Below are 16,514 nucleotides of genomic sequence, written 5' to 3' on the forward strand. Positions count from 1 at the left end.
CTCTTAAAATTTTTGTATAACTACCTTAAATCGATAATATATTTATTAGTAACATTATCTAATTAACTAAAGTGAAATCTTTAGTAGAAATTAAGTTTTTGAATTTATATGAAGCAGAATATGAAAATAAAATTATGTATTTTTAAATTTTGATTAGTTTAACAATTTTAAAGGAGATATGATTATGTTACTGACAAAAGGTTCTACTGGTTCTTACGTTACTTATCTGCAGTATGCCTTAAAAATCAAATGTTGCTATTTTGATATAGTTAATGGCGAATTCTCAACTACAACATATAATGCAGTGATAAAATACCAAAATTCAAAAGGATTAACTGCTAATGGTGTGGTTGATGATACTGCTTGGAATGTTTTAAAAATAGATATTCAATTAATACAGCAGCGACTTAATAGCAAAGGCTATGTCTTAACTGTTGACGGTATTGCTGGTATTAATACCTATAATACAGTAGTAAAATTTCAAAGAGAAAACGGGCTTGCACCTGATGGAATGGTTGGCCCTAGTACATTAGCAGCTTTGGTTACCCAAACACCAAGTCCACAGCCTTCTTCAGCATCTGAACAAATTGTTTCAATAAATCAACTTAATGAAGTGGGTTGGAAGAATGTATCCCTTAACCAAATCAACGAGCTAAATAGCTGCTTAAAAACATTTGCTATAATAACCTTTCCAAGGCTAAGGCATTTTATAAGCCAATGCAGTTATGAATCTGAATGTGGACTTTACACTAAAGAAGTGGATCCTGGTTATAAATACGAAGGTCGTGAAGATTTAGGAAACATATATCCTGGAGATGGTCCAAAATTTAAAGGTGCTGGTTATATACAAATAACTGGTCGAAGTAACTATCTAAGCTTTTCAAATTATATGCGTGATAGAAACATTATGGATGGAGTTAACTACGTAGCAGCTAATTATCCTTGGATGAGCGCTGGTTTCTGGTGGTATACTAATAATATGAATTCACTTTGCGATAGCAGATCTTCTGTTGAAACTATAACAAGAGCTGTTAATGGTGGATTAAATGGCCTTAGTGGCAGGCAAAAATATTATGATATTTGTCTTAGAGTTTTTAGGAGCGATGTCTACTAATTTATATTTTTTTATTACATAATAAGGATATGCCTCAAAATAAATATTCCAAAGCATATCCTTATTACTAAACTACCATTCCCTGCCCTTATCACCAGACATATTATTTTTAGTTCCACTAGGATATAATACTGAATAATGGTCCAATTTAGGATCATTTCCAGAATCCTTAAAAACAAATAAAATCTTAAACTCGCTTCCAGATTTATAGCCTATAATCTTTTCTCCATTTGATGTAACATCATGGTCTGGCTGCCCAAAAAAGTCTTTAACATCTGAAAGTGAAATTTGTTTTAGCTGACTGTCAAATGATCTAACTTCAAAAACTTGATCACCTTTATTAGTACCAAATACAACATTCTTACTTGAATAAGTAGCATAATTTCCTTTTGCTTCTCCTACCCAATCTGATTTATCTGCTTTTCCCCACTTTTTTTCTATATCCTGTAGAGTTGAAGTTTTTACAGGGAAATCGCAGTTAATGATCTTTCCCTCTTCAGATAATTTCTTAATATTATCAAGAACTGCTTTCTGTGCATTATTTTCAGTGTTTGACGTCCCAGCATTACTATTTTCTGAAGGAGCATCTGACTTTGAATTTTTGTCTTCACTGGTTTCACTAGTTTCACTGCTGCTTTTGCCATCATTTGCTGCATCACCTGAAGGCTTACTTGAATTCGAGCATCCTGCCATTATGGTTATAAACAAGGTCATAACAATTATCAATATTGATCTTTTATTAAAAAATAAACTCATATCATTTCTTTAGGCATAGCACTGAATTTATAAATTCCTTAGCCTAAATACTCACTTCCTTTCCTTTTATATAAATATTTTAACTTAAATTCACTAAGATACCACAATTATATAATACCCATAATTGATATTATTACTCATTAAAAAATATGGTTACTATACTTTAATTTTATCACTTTTATCATTTAAATAGGAGACTATTAATAAATAAAATTACTAATCAACTTACTTCTATAATAAAATCTTGAGGACTTATGAGTTTCGTTACTGTAACTTTTTCCTTTTAAGAATAGTTTATAATCAATAGATGGTATTAAAATTAAAGCTTAGATTTTTGTTTTATACTAAAAAATCTAAGCCTTGATTAAATAGAATTACATCATTAATAATTTTCTTAAAACTTCATAAAATGTAATTGAATTTTCTTATGTATTTAATTTCTTTAATTCTTTTATACATTCTTCGCAGATAGCAACTTCTTTAAATTTGGTAACACTTTTTATATTGCCACAAAAAATACATCCAGGAGTATATTTTTTTAATATTATTTTCTTTTCTTCTTCAAAAATCTCCAAAGAGTCCTTTTCATTAATTGAAAGTAATTGCCTTGTTTCCTTTGGAATTACTACTCTTCCGAGTTCATCGACTTTCCTTACCATTCCTGTTGCTCTCATTATCAACATTCCCCCTTAACATATTATAATTCTACTATAATATATTTCGGAAATTATTTACAGTCTCATTTTTTCAAATTATGGCAAATTAATACCATTTTTTAGCTTCAAATTCTTATTATCAGCGTTATTGATAGATTTAAAATATTTTTACATTTTTCAAAAAATTCTATATTTTAAATAGAATAATATAATAAACTATCATGATAGTCATCCCAAGTGGAATTCCTAGCTTCATCCATTCCTTGCTGTTAATTTTTAATTTACCGGCCGAAATGATATTAGGAATATTCCCTGGAATCATCATTCCTCCACTAATAAGTAACCCCATTAACACAGCTTTAACTTGTGCCTCTGACATTTTCACACTTACTTCAGCAGCTGCTAATGTTGCATTATCAAGAACAGCTGATGACATATTAAACCAATATAAATAGCCAATATGAAGATTTATTACATAAGTATCAATTAATATCTTAAATCCTTCTCCAAGTAATTCTAGAGCTATAATAAATAAAATAATTTTAAGCGCTCTTATGAATATTTCCCTGTTAGTTTCTTCTATAATAATTTCTCCTGTATTATTTGATTCTATTTTTTCTTGAATACCATAAAATGTACCAATAATTCCAAGAATAAATATAGCAGGTATTATATAAATTCCATACTTATCCAAGAGGTACCAAAAGCCCACATTAAGTTTTGAAACAATCATTGTAGACAATGGCTCTCCTATAGGTGTTAATACCGCTCCAATCCCAATTGAAAAACATGCAACCACATCAATATTAATTTTGTTTTTTCGGCTTATCGGTAGTATGCTAACTATTTCTACTAAAAGCAAAGCTGCAATAATGGCAGTTATTATGCTTGATAAAAACCCAATAATAACTATTAACAAAAATATAAAAAGTTTTAATGGTACGTATTTAAGAATATACGTAAGTGCTCCTTTTATGTGAGTTGATAGAGCCTTAAATATAAATCCACCAATTAGTACTGCAACGGCTATTGTATACATAAATTTATTTTGAATAATTCCTAAAAATAATTCTTTATTTATAGCTCCTGAAGTTATGCACGATAATACTCCTACTATAAATAAAAATATTTCAAGATTATTTTCAACTTTCTTTGATGCTATTGGTAATACAAATGTCACTGTCAATAATAATATTAATACATAAAACAAATTCTAACACTGCCCTTCCGTTATAAAATGAACTTGATTGCTGCTTAATTCCTGTTAGATTTTTACCCTAGTTAATAAATTTACAAATGATATTAAGTTAATCTTACCATTTTAATTTAGCACTTTAGATAGATATAGTGGTATAAAAAAAGCAGGAAACTCAAATAAGAGTTTCCCACCCTGGAAACAAACTTCTTGGAATCAAGTGCAAACTTGTCCAACCGATAAAAAAATATTCTATTAAATCTTCCAAAATTATAGCATATATTTTATAAAACTTCAAATAAAATATATAATCCTAATTTATTCACAAAAATATAAAAATCATGCTTACAGTGCTGCATAAGTGATTTTTAATGACTTAATATTTTCACCAATTGCATTTAAAAAGCGTGGATTTAATAAAAGATCTACGGTAATTTTCTATAAATAAATATCTGAAAATTCTACATGTGTAGTTTGTATTAGACGATTTCCTGAGAACTCTACCACTTCTCTTTCACCTTTCTCTTGAACTATGCTTTCACTAGGAAGAAATATTGAGAAAGTACTTCCTCTTCCAACCTTACTTTTAAGAGATATGGTTCCGCCAATTGCTTCAACAAATTTCTTCACTAAAGATAAACCTATTCCAGTTCCTTCTGCTTGTCTTGATAAAGAACTATCAACCTGACCAAACCTTTCAAAAATTATATCAGCTTTATCCTGAGGTATTCCTATACCTTTATCCTTAACTTCAATGCAAATCCCATCTCTTCTTGAGAGAATTTTTACACTTATTGATTTTCCTTCTGGAGTAAATTTAATGGCATTTGATAATAGATTAAGTAATATTCTTTCATACTTTTCATCATCTATTCCAACAATCTTTTGTTTAACGGATGCTGAAAATATTATATCAATACTCTTTTGACTAGCATAAGTATATACCGAATCAACAATAGCCTTAGTCATAAATATTATATCTATGTTGCTTTTATTAACTTTTATTCTTCCTGCATTAGCTCTAGTAATGTCCAATATATTATTTACTAGTCTTAGCTGCCTAAATGAATTTAATCTTATCATCCCTAAGTACTTTTTGAGCCTGTCCGATAGTTCTTCACTACAAAAATAATCTATTGCTTGAATAGCAGAATTTATAACATTAAGAGGTGTTCTAAACTCATGAGATATAAGTGATAAAAACTCATCTTTCATTTCTAATGCTTTTTCAAGAGTCTCATTTTTTTCTCGTTCAGCTTCCAAAAGCTTGATTTGAATTTTTTCTAAAACTTTCTGATTTTCCATAAAATCTGTTATATCTCTGCTATTAATAATTCCATAAGCAAAGTTTCCTTCTTTATCAAAAACAGGAGTTCCACTCACGGAAACATATTGTTCACACTCCCCTATTTTTATCTTCATAAAGTATTCTTTAACGTATTCTCCACGTATAATCTTACAATGTGGTATATCTTCTGCCATAATCTCATATCCATCTAAATCTAAAAACTTTTTGTTTGTATCATTTGGATGATTATAATCCCAATAATAGCTCATTCTTTTTTGTGCCATCTTATTTTTCAAGAAAATTTCGCCATCTTTATTAAAAACATAAATCGAATCTTGCATATTATCAAGAATTGCCTGTAACTGCTCTTTTTGCTCTAATATTTTTCTTTCATTATTGAAACGCTCCGTAATATCATGAGCAGAAACCAGCTTTGTAATTAAATTTTTCCTATCGTCATATATCGGGCAAGCGCTTACACTATAATGAATAGTTTTATCTGGTCTTTTAGCTGTAATAAAGAAGTTTTTAATACTCTCACCATTCATTAACCTAACACCCGGTAGATCATTTACTTCAAGCAGATTTCCATCTTTATCATAGTATTTAGTATCTTTGCACGTATCGCCCACGCTTTTATATCCATTGATATCATATATAAATTTTTCTGATTCTTTATTTAATAAAGTTACACTTTTGTCTGGATTAAACAAAAACATTCCATCCGATGCACTGCTAATAATTGCTTCAAGCTTTTTATTTTGTTGTTCTATAAGCATCTGCGCTTCAATATCATGTGTAATATCGCGACTGCAAATAACTGCAAATTTTATATTTCCATTGCTATCATAAATAGGTCTTCCATTTAAACTAATATGTTTTGTTTTAGTCGCATTTTTTAGAGTCATTCTATCATTTATAACTACTTCTCCCCTAAATACTTTTGAAATAGTCATTTCTTCTTTAGGAATCTCGCCTCCATTTAAATTATAAAACTTATAATGATTGGGATTACTAATTTTTCTAAGATTAGTAATCTTAAAATATTCTTCAGCAGATTTATTAGTTAAATAACAATTTTTATTACTATCATAAATAACCAAAGCATCATCTATACTTTGTATAATCTCATCTAATTCAGCTTTTTGATGCTTAATTTCCTCTTCTAACCTCTTCCTTTCGGTTATATCACGATTAGTTTCAAGTACTACTAACTGTCCATATTCATCGACAAAAATTTGATGACTTGTTTCAATGATAAGTTTTGTTCCATCTTTTTTAGTATGCTCTATTTCACCGCTCCATACCCCGTCCTCTAGCATACTCTCCTTAATAGTTTTTATATCTACTGAATGAACAGTTTTTAATAAATCATGACTTATGCAGCCAACAGCCTCATCACTGGTATAGCCATACATAAGCTCTGCACCTTTATTCCAATAAGTAATAATTCCATTTAATTTCCAAGCGAAAATAGCTTCTCTTGATAAGTTCAACATGTCTGCCTGTCGTTTTAACGTATAATTCTGCTGTTTAATTATTTCTGCCTGTTCCTCAATTTTTTTTCTATGAACGACCTGTTCAGTTATTTCTGTAAGCATTACAACGCAATATTTCATTTCACCATCTTCAAAAATAGGTATTAATGATATTCTCCAATAGGTAATTCCCCTACTAAAACCGTCATACTCATATTCATCTATGTTGCATGCACACCTTGTTCTAAGTAAATTATCCCATAGCCTTTCATATGCACTCCCCTTAAAGCCTGTCGTGAATTCTGATATATGTTTTCCTATACAATTTTCTATTTTATTAAAAGGCTCATCCATAAAACTCACATACTTCTCATTAGTTTTAAGAAGCGTCATATCTGGAAGACTATATACTCCTACTCCATAATAATTATTTAAAATTAATTCATTTAAAAATGAATGTTTAATTTCAATATTAGAATTCATTTTTTCACTAAAGATATATATATCTTTTTCTTTCTCACATATTACTTTTATATTAACAAATTTAACTCCTAAAGATTTCGTGAACAAAAAATAGTTGATCTTCTCATCAATATCGCTAGTATTAATGTTTGGACCAACCCTTAATTTTTCAAATACATTAATTATGCTACTATTTAATAATTCCTCATACCTATACTCTGTTAATTCTATAAACTGTGTACTAACATCAACAATCAAATCATTTTCTATAACTAGAAAAATTGAACTTTTCATATATTCATTAAGCTTTTCTTCTTTCATCTATGACACCCCCATTGCTAATAACAATTATCATTAGTTATAATATTCGCATAGGGATATTTTAGCATAATATGACATATTTTTCTACAAAACTACTTAAAAAGTAGAATTATTACTCTTATTTACGTTTACCGTCTTTATCAAATACTTTTCTTAAATGGATCTCTGTATAAAATATTGATATTAAAACAATTATTAAAGATCCCATAACACATGTTATATTTGATCTTCCTGGATTATTCCCATATAAAAAAGTTATCGTGATGGAAAAAATTATTGATATAACTGCGCCTAATATCATCATTGTTCCACTATAGCTATTTGCTTCTTTCCATACATCATTGTTTTTCTTTGAAAAAGAAGTTCTATATCCATAAAAATTATTTACCTCTTTGGGAGGCCACAATTTTAATATAATTCCAACACCAAGAAATACTATGCTTGGTCCTAAGTTACCTAATATCTCCATAAAACTTCCCTCCATTTAAGCTATATCTCTATATATTTAAATTTATTTTTACGCCACAAAATAAATTTTTCAAAATCTTTATAAGAAATTCCTATGGTCGCTGTATTTACATTAGGATGAAAATTAACAATATCCTGATTAGCTAAATCTTTATCTATTAATACTATAACTTCTCTATTAGAATCGTTTATTAATCCAAAAGGAGTAACGGATCCTGGTGTTAGCTTTAAATATTTATATAAACGTTCTTCTGATGCAAATGATAACCGAGTACTGCCAATTTGCTTATCTAAAGCCTTTAAATCAACTCTCTTATTTTCATCTAAAACAACTAAGTAATGGGTATCTCCTTTTCTATTCCTAATAAAAAGATTTTTACAATGACCTCCTGGAATATCTATATCTAAATTTTTGGCTTCTTCAACTGTATATATTGGATTATGCTCATATTTAGTGTACTTAATACATAATAAATCTAATATTTCATATACTTTCTGCTCGTTTGTAATACTCATTTTTTCTCCTTTTCTATAAGACTATATACACGTTCTCTTATAACTGCAGCATATTTTTTAACCTTCAAAATTATTTCCGTATTTATTTCAAACTAATCTTCTATTATTCATTAATTATATGTACTATCTTTAGGAAGGTAAGATAAATTAAAGCATATCCTCCCTCACTAAAGATCAATCTCTAACTCAAAGCACTAATATGCAAATTTTATTGTATTTAACATACTTTCAAAAGATGTCATATTTTCATCTGATATTTTTCCACGTTGCATAAGTGTAAATAAATATGCTTTGTTACTGTTACAAATTATTGCTTGTTCTACTTGTACATCCATTCCCTTAAAATTATAAGAATAATTTAGCGTTAACACATTATTATTATTAAATTTACGCTCTTTAATTTGTAAATTATTTATATCTGAGCGATTTTTTATATAAGTTTCTGCTGAATTAAAATAAACCTCTTCTGAATATCCCTCCATGCCATCTATAACCAAGTTCACATTAGTCCCCTGATTATCTAGATAGTAAATATCAGCTCCTTTTAAAGTCGTTTTAGTCCAATTTGAAGGATATGAAACTGAAATCTTATCAGATTTAGTTTCTAGACCTGTCCAATCCCCATTATTACTTAAAACATATCCATCAATAACTGTGTTTTTAGCCATATAACCACTAGCATAAAAATAATACCATTTTCCTTCTATCTTTTTCCAACCTGTAGCATATGAATCACCTTCTGTGTACCACCATCCAGTACTATTACTCTTCCATTCTGCGCTTGCGCTTATCGGAGTTATAGCTAACACTGAAACCGCTATTAGTGACCCTGCTATTAATTTTTTTAATTTTACCATTATTATTCCCCCTAAGTTCTTATAATATATAAGTTCCATTTAATAAACTTTCTAATCATTAAAGTTATTCCTTTTCATACTTCCGCTTTAAAGATTTAACTTTGATTGATAAATTTTTAGAACTCATATATAATTTTATCTTACTTTTGTCCTTTGTCAAATATTCCAAGTAATAGAATTAAATAGTAGTTGTTAGTTATTGAGTTTAATAAAATGTTAAAATTTATTTGATAATCTCAAAGTTTCTCTAAATAAAGATAATATTGAATTATCATAAATTTTAGTAAAAGCAAATAATACAGAATTATCACTTAAAATATCCGTTAGAGCATAATTATATAAAAACTACTTCAAATTAAAATGTACTCTATAGGATAAATCTTTATCTTCTAGAGGATTAAAAGAAAATATAGGAATTAGTATATTTTCTCTGTCTACCGTTGTTATAAAAATATATTGTTCTATTAAATACAAGCCATTAATAGAACTCCAATTATAAATTGTTTCAGCAAATTTGGTCTGGATCTTTATTCCGTCATCCATAAAGCTTAAATGTTTTGCTTCAAATAAATTTCTGTATTTATCAGAATCATATATTCTAAAAACTTTTTTCCTTAACCTAAATTTAAAGATTCTTTTTCTAAAAAGTAAAAATATGCCGCAAGTAATTAATCCTGCTATAACATACAAAGTACTTCTAAATACTAGTATTACACCTATTTCTATTATTAAAATAATATATAGTATAAAGACGTATTTGTTGTTTGTAAACTTTCGTTTCATGAATATGTTTGATATGAAAATCTAGCAGATCATCATTTGAAATCTTGAAATCTACCTCCATAAGTACCTCTTTCTATCCTTGTTTCAATTATTATTATATGTTAACATTTTGTTATACAAATTTTTACTTTAAAGCTTAACATGATAAAGCTTTAATATAAAGTTAAATGCTTGACTATTAATATTTGAATCTCTTATTACTATTTTTTAAAGCTATATAAGGAGGACATATATTGAAAAAACTTAATTACATAACACTAGCAACATTAATTATAGTATCTTTTACAGCTATCGGCTGCAACTCAATAGGTAAAAATGAAAATGCTGATAAAAACCAAACTACAGCTGAACATAAAACTGAAGAATCAAGTAAAGATACAGATAAAAATGATAATTCTGAAACTCGCGGAAACTCTCCAAGAGATCAGGCAATTTTTGAAGAAAACGAAGAAAGAGATAATACTGAAATAGATAAGAGATATAAAGAAGTGGATAAATCTAAACTGAATTATGATAAAACTAATTCTTCTCTTACTTACTATGAAACTGAAAATAGCTTTGTTGGCAGTGAAGCTGGAATACCTAATGTAGATAATAAAAAATACAAAGATATATTAACTGACTATACCTATGCAAGTGAAGTAAATCCAACAAAAATAACTTATGAAAATGCAATAAGACTTGCTAAAAGCGTGTTGCCTAATGATATAAAAGAAATAAGAAATAAATATGATAATTCCACTGGAAAAACTCATATAGTTTACTCCTCTAATCAAGGTAATTTTGTATTAGGTCTAGCATACGATTATGACGAATCTCATAATTCTGGTTTCACCCCAAATTCCAAGAATAATACTATCGTTGGAATAGATTATATGAAAGAAATTACAGAACAATAAAGAAGGACTGTAGTAAGATTTGCATAATAGCAAGCCTACTACAGTCCTCTATTTTAAATTAATACAATATCTTGTTAATTCCAATTTTCATAAACAGGAGTATCACAAGAATTATATCTTATCCTGCAATCTATGAACATACCATAAGTATCATCAGAAATTTGATTTCCATTTCTATCATATAATGCTCTGATTCTAAGATAATCTGGGTGACTTGTACCATTTTGTGATCTGCTTTTATATAGTTAAATTTAAATTTTCTTTAACTTTAGTTATTGTTTATGATTTGTGGTAGCCAACTCTGGTCATTTATGGAATTACATAGATTTAAGAAACCATCAAAATACCCAAATTGGAGATAATATTAATTTATTAGATTCAATAAAGTTATATATAAATTAAGCTTTCTAATATTAAAATTAGCTCTAAATATTTTATTATCTCAAAAAATCTTCCTATGAAGATTATAATTTTCAAAATATGCTGATTTAGCTTTATATTGCGAAATCTAATTAGTTCTAAAAATCTCAAAATATTTTACTGGAACATAATCAGTTAACCACACTTTGTTTTCAGATAGGAAGAAATTATATCCATCTTTATTCATCTGCTCACTGTTAATTTTAAATATAACTAATTCTCCATGTCTTTTACCTACTTTTGTGGCTGTTTCTATATCAGCTGATAAGTGAACGTATTGTCTATTCTGTTTTTTAATACCTTCTCTGCATATGCTATCCATAAACCTGGTTGAAGTTCCATGATATAATACTTCAGGTGGCTCAACAGCTTGCAATTCAAGATTAACTTTTATTGAATGGCCCTGATTTGCTTTAATTTTAGTTTTATCATTATTAAATGAATATCTTTGTTTACCATCTTCTGCAACAATTCTTTCAATATCTGAAATTGTTACCCTATATTCTTTTTTATTTAGTCCATTAATTAAATCAGAAGTACTAATATATCCATATTCATCTAAAGTTAATCCAATTTCTTCTGGTTTATGCCTGAGTATAAGGCTTATAAATTTACTAATTCTCATATCTTCATTACTTATCATCGCTTAACACCTCATTTTCTATACTCTATTAGCTTATATAAATATATATACTTTTATTACAAACTCCATTTTAGACAAATAAACAAATATTATCTCGCGTAACTATTAAAAGAGATTTTTGATTTATTATGAATCTATTAAACAAACTAGAATTTATTATTAATAATTGACATATATACTAACTAATTTTAACTACTTCTTTAATAATTCAACCTAAAAACCAATTAACTTATATTTTACCATACTCTGAAATTACTTGAAAAACTTTATGAGAATGTATTCTTCTATTATGACATACATTTAAAGTCTTAGAATCCTGTAAATGAAATTCCTGTACGTTTGCCAGTTCCAAATTTCATCATGTATAATGATAGGGCAACTAATGTCTCTTGCATTAATTTGGCAAATGAAAGCTTTAAGTAGTACTTATATGTCTAGACAAAATATTTTATGACTTTTTCTTTTTATTTTACTAGAAACTGAGTACAAAAAATGACTAAAAAACAAAGTTCTATTAAAATTACAATCAGTGCATTATTTATTATACTTATGGTAGGTACACTTACTACTGTAGGCTACATTATATTTTCTAATTGGAAAACCTCGTCAGATAATATTATAAAAAAATTGGAGAATGAAGCTAGCAATAATATATTAAATAAAATTGAGGCACTTGTTGGAATTCCGTTGAATACAAATGAACTAAATCATAATTTAATTGAAAATGATACCATAGATATGTCTAATAAAGAAAAACGTGATGCATTCTTTGCTGGAGTAGTGAAATCAAGCAGAGAAGAAATTTATAGCTTTAGTTACGGAATGGAAGATGGCAGTTATTATGGCGCTCGACGAAATAAAGATAACAACATAGAGATATATAGGAGTACTCCACAAACAAATGGACATTCTCTTTACTATTCTGTAACTAATGATTTGCATGAAGGGAATTTTGTAGAAGATTTCGGAGCTTTTGACCCTCGTACAAGAGACTGGTATGAAATTGCAAAAGAAAAAAAGATGCCTATATTTTCACCTCTTTATAAGCACTTTGTAAAGGATGATTTGGCGCTTTCTGCAGCTTATCCTATTTATGGTAAAGGCGGAGTTCTTCAAGGCGTATTGGGTACTCATATAATTCTTTCCAGTCTAAACCAATACTTGAAGGATATTGTTAAAGATAATAACGGAATTGCCTATATTATTGAAAAAAACTCAGGGGCTTTAGTGGCTAATTCTCTTTATAAGCCTAACTTTGAAACTATTTCAGGAAGCGATATAAGAAGAATCAAAATCGATGAAACCGAAAACAAACCTATTGCTGAAGCTTATGAAAATTATAATAAGACATCAAACACTAACTTCGTCATAAAATCAGGTGGAGATAAATTTCATGTGAAGCTAACTGAGTACAAGAGAGAAGGTTTAGATTGGCTAATTATAACAGCTATACCTGAAAGTCTGTTTACATCTGAAATAAATAACAATATTCAGACTGCAATATTTTTCTCAATTATTGCACTTCTTCTATCTTTGATTATTTATTTAAAGAGCACTGAGGTTATACTAAGGCCAATTAATCATTTGATAAATATTTCGGAAAAATTTTCAAAAGGAGACTTGCATCAAAGAGCAAAAATCTTTAAAAACGATGAAATTGGAAAGTTATCTAGTGCTTTTAATAAGATGGCAGAAGAATTACATATCCTTATAGACAATCTTGAAGAAAAAGTTGAAGAAAGAACTAGGAAATTAGAAAAAACAAATACAGAACTTAAGTACGCAAAAATAGAAGCAGAAAAAGCTAATGAGGCTAAAAGCGAGTTTCTTGCCAATATGAGCCATGAAATTCGTACTCCATTAAATGCTGTTATTGGTTTTAGTGAGTTGCTGAAAAATACAATAAAGGATGAAAAGCACAAAAGTTATATTGAGACTATAAATGTTGCAGGAAACAGTCTGCTCACTATAATTAACGATATTCTCGATCTATCAAAGATAGAGGCTGGGAGAATAGAGCTGCAGTACAAGCCTCTAAAGCTTAGCAATATCTTTAGAGAAATTAAAAACATATTTAGAGAAAAGGCTAAGAGTAAAAATATTGAATTTTTACTCGATATTCAGGAGGACTTTGACGAGAGTATTCTTCTTGATGAAGTGAGAGTTAGACAGATACTATTAAACCTAGTAGGAAACGCTGTAAAGTTTACTGATAATGGATATGTGAAGCTTTCACTAAAAGGAACTACTTCCAAAAACAAGAGTAGTGTGGACTTTAGAATTTCGATTGAGGATACAGGCATTGGTATTGCTGAATGTGAAAGAGAGAAAATATTTGATGCTTTCAAACAAGCATCAGGACAAAGCATAAAGAAATTTGGCGGCACAGGTCTTGGGCTCTCCATTACTAAAAAGCTTACAGAAATGATGCAGGGGAAAATCTTTGTTGAAAGCACTGAAGGAAAAGGAAGCACTTTCTATGTTGAATTTTATAATGTTCCAATAGCTGCGACTGAAGAACTTCCTGAAGATACAAGTACTGCTTATTTTAATAAGTACAACTTTTCTAATGAAAAAATACTTGTTGTAGATGACATAGAAACTAACCGCTTTTTATTGGAGGAATTGCTTTCAAAGGCTGGTCTTAAAGTTATAACTGCCGAAAACGGCTTTGAAGCAATAAAAATATTTGAGCAAGGCAAACCAGACTTGGCAATTATAGACTTAATTATGCCAGAAATGGACGGTACTCAATTATCATCAAAACTTAAAGAAAATCCAGAATTTTGTTGCATTCCAATTATTGCCCTAAGTGCATCTACCGCACAAGACGTACCTAATGGATGTAAATTCGATGATTATTTGATCAAGCCTGTTAGCGCTGACAGGATATTTAGTAAAATATCTAAGTATATTAGAAATAAGTCTGAAAAAGATATTCATGTTTCCATTAAAACCAACAGTGAAAACACGATATCAATTACAATTGAGTCTGATAAACTTATTGATTTGAAGAATAAAGTTACACCATTAATAAAAAAATTAGAAAACTCAATGATTATAGGTAATGTAAAAGATTTAGCCCAAATATTAATTTCATTTGGGGAACAGCATGATTTGAAGTCTATATCTGATGAGGGTGAGGAATTGATTAAAAGTGCAGAAAGTTACAATATAATTAAAATTAAATCAAGCTTAAGTAAAATAAAAAGACTAACCTTGGAGGATGGACTGTATGAGTAACATTAATAGCGACTTGATATTGATAGTAGATGATAATCCAAATAATATACAAGTAGTAGCTACAATTATGTCTGAAAACGGATATGAACTAGGTATTGCAATGAATGCCACTGAGGCATATAAATTTCTTGAAGAAAACATTCCAAAACTTATTTTGCTGGATGTTGATATGCCAGAAATTGATGGTTTTGAGGTGTGCAGTACCCTAAAAAAAAGTTCAAAGTATAAAGATATACCCATAATATTTCTAACTGTGAAAGATGAAAAAGATGACATTGTAAAGGCCTTTGATTTAGGAGCTGTAGACTATGTAACAAAGCCATTTAATAGAAAAGAATTAGTTTCTAGAGTAAAAACACATATTTCATTAGAAAAAACAAAAGATGAACTTAAAAAGAAAAACCTCGAGCTTGAAAGAACATTAGAAATGAAGGACGAGTTTCTGTCCCTAATATCACACGAATTTAGAACTCCTCTCAATGTTATTAGCTCAGCAATTCAAGCCATGAACTATATTTGTTCCAATGAATTGTCAGATAAAGCAAAAAAGTACTTACGTATGATAAGACAAAATACCTTTAGACAGCTAAGGCTTGTTAATAATTTACTAGATATCACAAGAGTGAATGCAGGACGAATTAAAATTAATAAAAAGAATGTAGATATTGTGTTTTTGACAAGGTCTATCATAGAGTCAATATATACATATGTAGCTCTAAAGTCCATTGATGTAACATTTGTACCTCTAATTGAAAAGAAAATTATAGGAATTGATGATGAGAAATATGAAAGAATACTTCTAAATCTTCTTTCTAATGCCACTAAATTTACTCCTGAAGGCAAGCCTATTATTGTAACTTTAAGTTCTATAAACGATAAGATATGTATTGAAGTTAAAGATAAAGGAATAGGCATACCAGAAGATAAGGCGAACATTATCTTTGAAAGATTTGGACAGGTAGACAGCTCTCTATCAAGACAGGCAGAAGGCGCAGGCATTGGTCTGTCGCTGGTAAAGAAGTTTGTTGAATCACTGGGAGGCAGCATATCTGTTAAAAGTGAGTTGGGCAAAGGAAGCGCTTTTACTATTTTACTTCCTAGTGAAGCTATAATTGAGGATTATATGGATAAAGAACCAGTAAATTTATTGGATAATCGCCTTGTGCAAAATACCAAGATAGAATTTTCTGATATCTATTTGTAATGTATTTTTATGAAACTTCTCTTTAAATTGAAACCTGCTGATAAAGGTAAATACTTTTATCAGCAGGTTTTTAAATTTAATTTTACCTATTTTTCTGTATGCCAATTATCCAGACCATTTTTTATTTTTTGCTATAAATAAATTATTACTCTGCAAGAATACTTACCCTTCTATTTTTTTAGCCATTCATGTAATTATTCATATTACAAAA

12 protein-coding genes, 1 pseudogene and 1 other annotated feature are annotated in these 16,514 nt (G+C 28.8%); of the genes and pseudogenes, 4 read left to right on the forward strand and 9 right to left on the reverse strand.

Annotated elements, in window-relative coordinates; genetic code table 11:
- Positions 1-184: 184 nt before the first annotated feature.
- Complete coding sequence (locus tag ACJDTP_RS13580) at positions 185-1,114, forward strand: peptidoglycan-binding protein (RefSeq protein ID WP_078117418.1); 930 nt, start codon at positions 185-187, stop codon at positions 1,112-1,114.
- Positions 1,115-1,186: 72 nt separating this feature from the next.
- On the opposite strand, the gene ACJDTP_RS13585 is transcribed toward ACJDTP_RS13580, so the two are convergent.
- From ACJDTP_RS13585 to ACJDTP_RS13615, 7 genes are all read right to left on the reverse strand, one after another.
- Complete coding sequence (locus ACJDTP_RS13585; protein WP_077837697.1) at positions 1,187-1,870, reverse strand: YjgB family protein; 684 nt, start codon at positions 1,868-1,870, stop codon at positions 1,187-1,189.
- A 425-nt stretch (positions 1,871-2,295) separates the two neighbouring features.
- Positions 2,296-2,544 carry an AbrB/MazE/SpoVT family DNA-binding domain-containing protein gene (locus tag ACJDTP_RS13590; protein ID WP_078117416.1) on the reverse strand — a complete coding sequence of 83 codons (249 nt, stop codon included), beginning with the start codon at positions 2,542-2,544 and terminating at the stop codon, positions 2,296-2,298.
- Positions 2,545-2,713: 169 nt separating this feature from the next.
- Entirely contained in the window at positions 2,714-3,736 is a 1,023-nt protein-coding gene (locus ACJDTP_RS13595) for a DUF1646 family protein (protein ID WP_406761504.1), read from the reverse strand.
- 169 nt (positions 3,737-3,905) lie between these two features.
- Positions 3,906-3,959 (reverse strand) — a sequence feature (sodium ion sensor (DUF1646 type); this cis-regulatory element may regulate processes involved in with the transportation of sodium ions).
- A gap of 200 nt (positions 3,960-4,159) precedes the next feature.
- Complete coding sequence (locus tag ACJDTP_RS13600; protein WP_406761505.1) at positions 4,160-7,270, reverse strand: sensor histidine kinase; 3,111 nt, start codon at positions 7,268-7,270, stop codon at positions 4,160-4,162.
- Between the two features lie 118 nt (positions 7,271-7,388).
- Positions 7,389-7,739 carry an SdpI family protein gene (locus tag ACJDTP_RS13605; protein WP_406761506.1) on the reverse strand — a complete coding sequence of 117 codons (351 nt, stop codon included), beginning with the start codon at positions 7,737-7,739 and terminating at the stop codon, positions 7,389-7,391.
- Positions 7,740-7,759: 20 nt separating this feature from the next.
- Positions 7,760-8,254 carry a prolyl-tRNA synthetase associated domain-containing protein gene (locus ACJDTP_RS13610; RefSeq protein ID WP_171780587.1) on the reverse strand — a complete coding sequence of 165 codons (495 nt, stop codon included), beginning with the start codon at positions 8,252-8,254 and terminating at the stop codon, positions 7,760-7,762.
- 194 nt (positions 8,255-8,448) lie between these two features.
- Positions 8,449-9,111 (reverse strand): PsbP-related protein, encoded by a 663-nt coding sequence (locus ACJDTP_RS13615; RefSeq protein ID WP_406761507.1) that lies wholly within the window; start codon positions 9,109-9,111, stop codon positions 8,449-8,451.
- 1,016 nt (positions 9,112-10,127) lie between these two features.
- Between ACJDTP_RS13615 and ACJDTP_RS13620 the strand changes: the two genes are divergently transcribed.
- Positions 10,128-10,793: a hypothetical protein gene (locus ACJDTP_RS13620; protein WP_078117409.1), complete on the forward strand. Its 666-nt coding sequence runs from the start codon at positions 10,128-10,130 to the stop codon at positions 10,791-10,793.
- Between the two features lie 508 nt (positions 10,794-11,301).
- On the opposite strand, the gene ACJDTP_RS13625 is transcribed toward ACJDTP_RS13620, so the two are convergent.
- Positions 11,302-11,856 (reverse strand): RNA 2'-phosphotransferase, encoded by a 555-nt coding sequence (locus ACJDTP_RS13625; RefSeq protein ID WP_406761508.1) that lies wholly within the window; start codon positions 11,854-11,856, stop codon positions 11,302-11,304.
- A 235-nt stretch (positions 11,857-12,091) separates the two neighbouring features.
- Positions 12,092-12,263: pseudogene (locus ACJDTP_RS13630) on the reverse strand (transposase); the annotation flags it as partial.
- 85 nt (positions 12,264-12,348) lie between these two features.
- Between ACJDTP_RS13630 and ACJDTP_RS13635 the strand changes: the two are divergent.
- Both ACJDTP_RS13635 and ACJDTP_RS13640 read left to right on the forward strand, forming a co-directional pair.
- Entirely contained in the window at positions 12,349-15,099 is a 2,751-nt protein-coding gene (locus ACJDTP_RS13635) for an ATP-binding protein (protein ID WP_171983669.1), read from the forward strand.
- The gene (locus ACJDTP_RS13640; protein WP_406761509.1) at positions 15,092-16,303 is read left to right on the forward strand and encodes a hybrid sensor histidine kinase/response regulator; all 1,212 of its coding nucleotides are present in this window, start codon (positions 15,092-15,094) and stop codon (positions 16,301-16,303) included. The genes ACJDTP_RS13635 and ACJDTP_RS13640 overlap by 8 nt, the downstream gene beginning before the upstream one ends.
- Positions 16,304-16,514: the final 211 nt, after the last annotated feature.

It is taken from the genome of Candidatus Clostridium helianthi, from assembly GCF_045310795.1.
Taxonomy (GTDB): domain Bacteria; phylum Bacillota; class Clostridia; order Clostridiales; family Clostridiaceae; genus Clostridium; species Clostridium helianthi.